Source organism: Streptomyces sp. NPDC059037 (assembly GCF_042740015.1).
Taxonomy (GTDB): Bacteria; Actinomycetota; Actinomycetes; order Streptomycetales; family Streptomycetaceae; genus Streptomyces.
Genome location: NZ_JBHYIG010000473.1, coordinates 1 through 3,651, shown reverse-complemented (window position 1 = coordinate 3,651; position 3,651 = coordinate 1). Strand labels below are relative to the sequence as shown.

Here is a 3,651-nt window from a genome sequence, read left to right as displayed (position 1 = left end):
ACCTGCCGGGGCTCGGGGGGGGTGCGGGGGCGCCGCGGCGGGGGGGGGGGGGGCGGCGGGGGGCGCCGCCCCCTGCCCGCCGCCCCGCGGGCCCCCCCCACGATCCGCCGAAGGAGAGCAGGTCGCTGCGGACGGCGAGCGCGGTGCCCGCGGCGACCGCAAGGACGAGCGCCGTCGCGATGGCCACGGTGCGGCCGCGGCTGCGCGGTCGTGGGTCGGGTGCGACCGTTCGGGGCTCATCGGGCAAGCTGTGACGTCCCATGGCGGTGGTGCCCCTCCTTGAGTGATGAAGCAAGGAAAGAGGAGGTGGCATGACCGCAATCGGCGTCCGTCCCCCTCGGCCTGTCGCGCACGATCTTCGTAACTTCTTTCGAGACCCTAGCGGGGCGCGGGTGAGGATGAGGCGGGATTACTCAACTGGAGGCGGAGTGCAAGCGGAGCCCGGGTCGTTGGCTGGTTCCTTTCGACCGGAAGAGCCATCGCGGCGGATCTTCCGGGACGAGACGCTGCTCGTCCTGGCGCTCTCGCTCGGCGCGAGCGGTGTGTCCGCGCTGATCAGCTTTGTCGGATCGGTCACCAAACCGGGCGGTCTGAAGGACCAGGCCGCGACGATGAACGCGTCGGCCGCGCCGGGGCGTCCCTGGCTTGATCTCGCGTGGCAATTGTTCGGAATCACGACCGCGTTGGTGCCCGTGGCGCTGGTGGCGCACTTTCTGCTGCGGGAGGGCGCGGGGCTGCGGACGATCGGTTTCGACCGGAGCCGCCCGTGGCCCGATCTGGGGCGCGGGGCGGCGATCGCGGCGGTGATCGGCAGCACCGGGATCGCCTTCTATCTGGCGGCTCGGGGCCTGGGGTTCAACCTCACCGTGGTGCCGGAGGATCTGCCCGAAGTGTGGTGGAAGTACCCGGTCCTTGTGCTCTCCGCGGTGCAGAACGCGGTCCTTGAGGAAGTGATCGTCGTCGGCTATCTGCTGCGCAGGTGCGGGCAGTTGGGGTGGACGCCGATGGCCGCGCTGGTCGGCAGCTCGGTGCTGCGCGGCTCCTACCACCTCTACCAGGGCATCGGCGGGTTCATCGGCAACATGGCGATGGGTGTGGTCTTCGTGCTGCTCTACCGCAGGTGGGGGCGGGTCGGCCCGCTGGTGGTGGCCCATGCGCTGCTGGATATCGGGGCGTTCGTCGGGTACGCCCTGCTCGCCGGCAAGGTGGGGTGGCTGCCGACGCCGTAGTGCGGCCGGGTGGGGACGTACGACACGGCTCCGTACGTCCCCGCCGTCCCGTCAGGCGTGCAGTTCGCCCTCGATGACCGTGACCGCGCTGCCCGTCAGCAGGGTGCGCTCGCCGCGCAGTTCGGTGCGGACGAGGCCGGTGCGGGCCGAGGCCTGCAGGCCGGTCAGTTCCGTGCGGCCGATGCGCTGGGCCCAGAAGGGGGCCAGGGCCGTGTGGGCGCTGCCCGTCACCGGGTCCTCGTCGATGCCGACGCGCGGGAAGAAGCAGCGGGAGACGAAGTCGTAGCCGCGGGCGGGGTCTTCGGCGCGTGCGGTCGCGATGATGCCGCGCTCGGAGTGCTGGACGAGGGCCTTGTGGTCGGGGGTCAGTGCGCGCACCGTCTTCTCGTCGGCGAGCTCGACGAGCAGGTCACCGAGGTGTGCTCCGGTGTCGTACGCGGCGAGGGGCTGGGCGCCCAGGGCTTCGGCGACGCCCTCGGGGATCTCGGCCGGCGTGAGCGGGGCGGTCGGGAAGTCCATGGTGATGGTGCCGTCGTCGTGCGCGGTGGTGATGAGGACTCCGCTGCGGGTGGCGAGGCGCACGGGACCGGTGGCGGCCGCCGTGGTGTGCAGGACATGGGCGGTGGCGAGGGTGGCGTGGCCGCAGAGGTCGACCTCGGTGGTGGGTGTGAACCACCGCAGGGCCCAGTCGGCTTCGCCGTGCGGGGGAAGGCGGTGGGCGAAGGCCGTCTCGGCGTGGTTGATCTCTGCGGCCACGTGCTGGAGCCAGGCGTCGTCCGGGAAGGCGTCGAGGAGCAGGACGCCTGCCGGGTTGCCGGCGAAGGGGCGGTCGGTGAAGGCGTCGACGACGCGAATGCGGTGTGAGGTCGGCATATCGACGACGCTAGCGGGCCAATGTGGGGGCGGGCCAAGGCCAATTGCGGGTGCGTGGCCCGATTGGCCCCCTCGCCGATCACGCCACGCCTCGCGTCCCGTGCCCGGCGGGCAGAGGCTGGAAGGGAGGGGGATTCCTTGGGCCCGGGAGCGGGCCCGCAGAGGAGGAACCATGACGGCGACGACGCGGGACGACACTCCTGTCGCGATCGAAGGCGGCGGTGTGGAGCTGCGGATGCGGGACGTCGGGGGTGACATGACCGTCGCGTTCGCCCGGCTTCCGCAGGGCACGAACATGGCGCCGGTGCTCACCGGGATGCCGGACGGCCTGTGCCAGTGTCCGCACTGGGGGTACCTGTTCAAGGGGCGCCTGAAGATGCGGACGGCGTCCGGCGAGGAGATCTACGAGGCGGGCCAGGCCTTCTACTGGGCGGCGGGCCATGCTCCGGAGGCGCTGGAGGACTGTGAGTACGTCGACTTCTCGCCCACGAAGGAGTTCCACGAAGTGATCGACTACGTCAAGGCGCAGATGGGCTGACCTTCGGGTTTCCGGGCCAGGAAGGTGACGATCGTCCTCTTGGCCCCGGGGTCGGGCTGCTCCACCAGCCTTGCGGTGACGGGGTCCTCTCCCGCGTGGCCGGCCGGCATCAGTACGCCGTCGACAGCGGAAGGGGCTTGCTAGGCGAACAGTTCCGATATATCGTTGACGCATCGCGACTGATCAACGACAAGGCGATTGATCGATGACATCAAAGGAGTGATGGCGATGCGTAACCACGGACATGAACACGAGCACGGGCGTGGCCACTGCGGCCCCGGTCATGAGGGCCGGGGCGGTTTCGAGGGGCGGCGCGCGGCGTTCGGTCCCTTCGGCCCCGGCTTCGGCGGTCCCGGTGGACCTTGGGGCGGCGGGCGCGGCGGCAGGGGCGGTCCCCGGGGCAGGGCGCGGCGCGGCGATGTGCGTGCGTCGATCCTGGCCCTCCTGAAGGACCGGCCGATGCACGGCTACGAAATGATCCAGGAGATCGCCGAGCGCAGCGGCGGGGCGTGGAAGCCCAGCCCCGGTTCGGTCTACCCCACCCTCCAGCTCCTGGAGGACGAGGGCCTGATCAGCAGCGCGAGCGAGGGCGGCAAGAAGCTCTTCTCGCTCACCGACGCCGGACGCGAGGCGGCCGACGAGGGTCCCGACGCGCCCTGGGAAGAGGCCGGGCGTGGGGTCGACTGGGAGACGCTGAACGAGATCCGGCAGGCCGGCTTCGGTCTGATGGAGGCGTTCGGCCAGGTCTGGAAGGCCGGCAGCAAGGAGCAGCGCGAGAAGGCGGTCACGGTCATCAACGACGCCCGTAAGAAGCTGTATCTGATCCTCGCCGATGAGGACTGAGGCGGTGGGGGTCGATGACCCCGGTAGAGACGAGGCGCCCCCCCCCGTCTTTTGGGGGCGCCGGGGGGGGTGTGGCCGGGGGGGGGGTGGGGACCCCGCCGCCCCGGTTGGGCCCCGCCTCCCGGCCGGGGGGTGTAAAAAAAAGAACCGGGCCCCCACCAAAGCAGT

The 3,651-nt window shown here is 71.0% G+C and carries 4 protein-coding genes and 1 pseudogene; 3 read left to right on the top strand and 2 right to left on the bottom strand.

The genetic code is table 11. The features are described 5' to 3' along the window. Positions 1–262 (bottom strand): annotated as a pseudogene (locus tag ACFWY6_RS44755) (hypothetical protein); the annotation flags it as partial. Positions 263–428: 166 nt separating this feature from the next. Here ACFWY6_RS44755 and ACFWY6_RS44750 point away from each other — a divergent pair. Further along, positions 429–1,229, top strand: a complete 801-nt coding sequence (locus ACFWY6_RS44750; protein WP_384703491.1) for a CPBP family intramembrane glutamic endopeptidase — start codon at positions 429–431, stop codon at positions 1,227–1,229. Positions 1,230–1,280: 51 nt separating this feature from the next. On the opposite strand, the gene ACFWY6_RS44745 is transcribed toward ACFWY6_RS44750, so the two are convergent. Continuing rightward, positions 1,281–2,102: a PhzF family phenazine biosynthesis protein gene (locus tag ACFWY6_RS44745; protein ID WP_384703487.1), complete on the bottom strand. Its 822-nt coding sequence runs from the start codon at positions 2,100–2,102 to the stop codon at positions 1,281–1,283. A 172-nt stretch (positions 2,103–2,274) separates the two neighbouring features. On the opposite strand from ACFWY6_RS44745, the gene ACFWY6_RS44740 reads away from it, so the two are divergent. Together ACFWY6_RS44740 and ACFWY6_RS44735 are read left to right on the top strand one after the other, a co-directional pair. After that, entirely contained in the window at positions 2,275–2,640 is a 366-nt protein-coding gene (locus ACFWY6_RS44740; protein WP_266869160.1) for a hypothetical protein, read from the top strand. A 228-nt stretch (positions 2,641–2,868) separates the two neighbouring features. Next, positions 2,869–3,483: a PadR family transcriptional regulator gene (locus ACFWY6_RS44735; RefSeq protein ID WP_384703484.1), complete on the top strand. Its 615-nt coding sequence runs from the start codon at positions 2,869–2,871 to the stop codon at positions 3,481–3,483. Positions 3,484–3,651 lie beyond the last annotated feature (168 nt).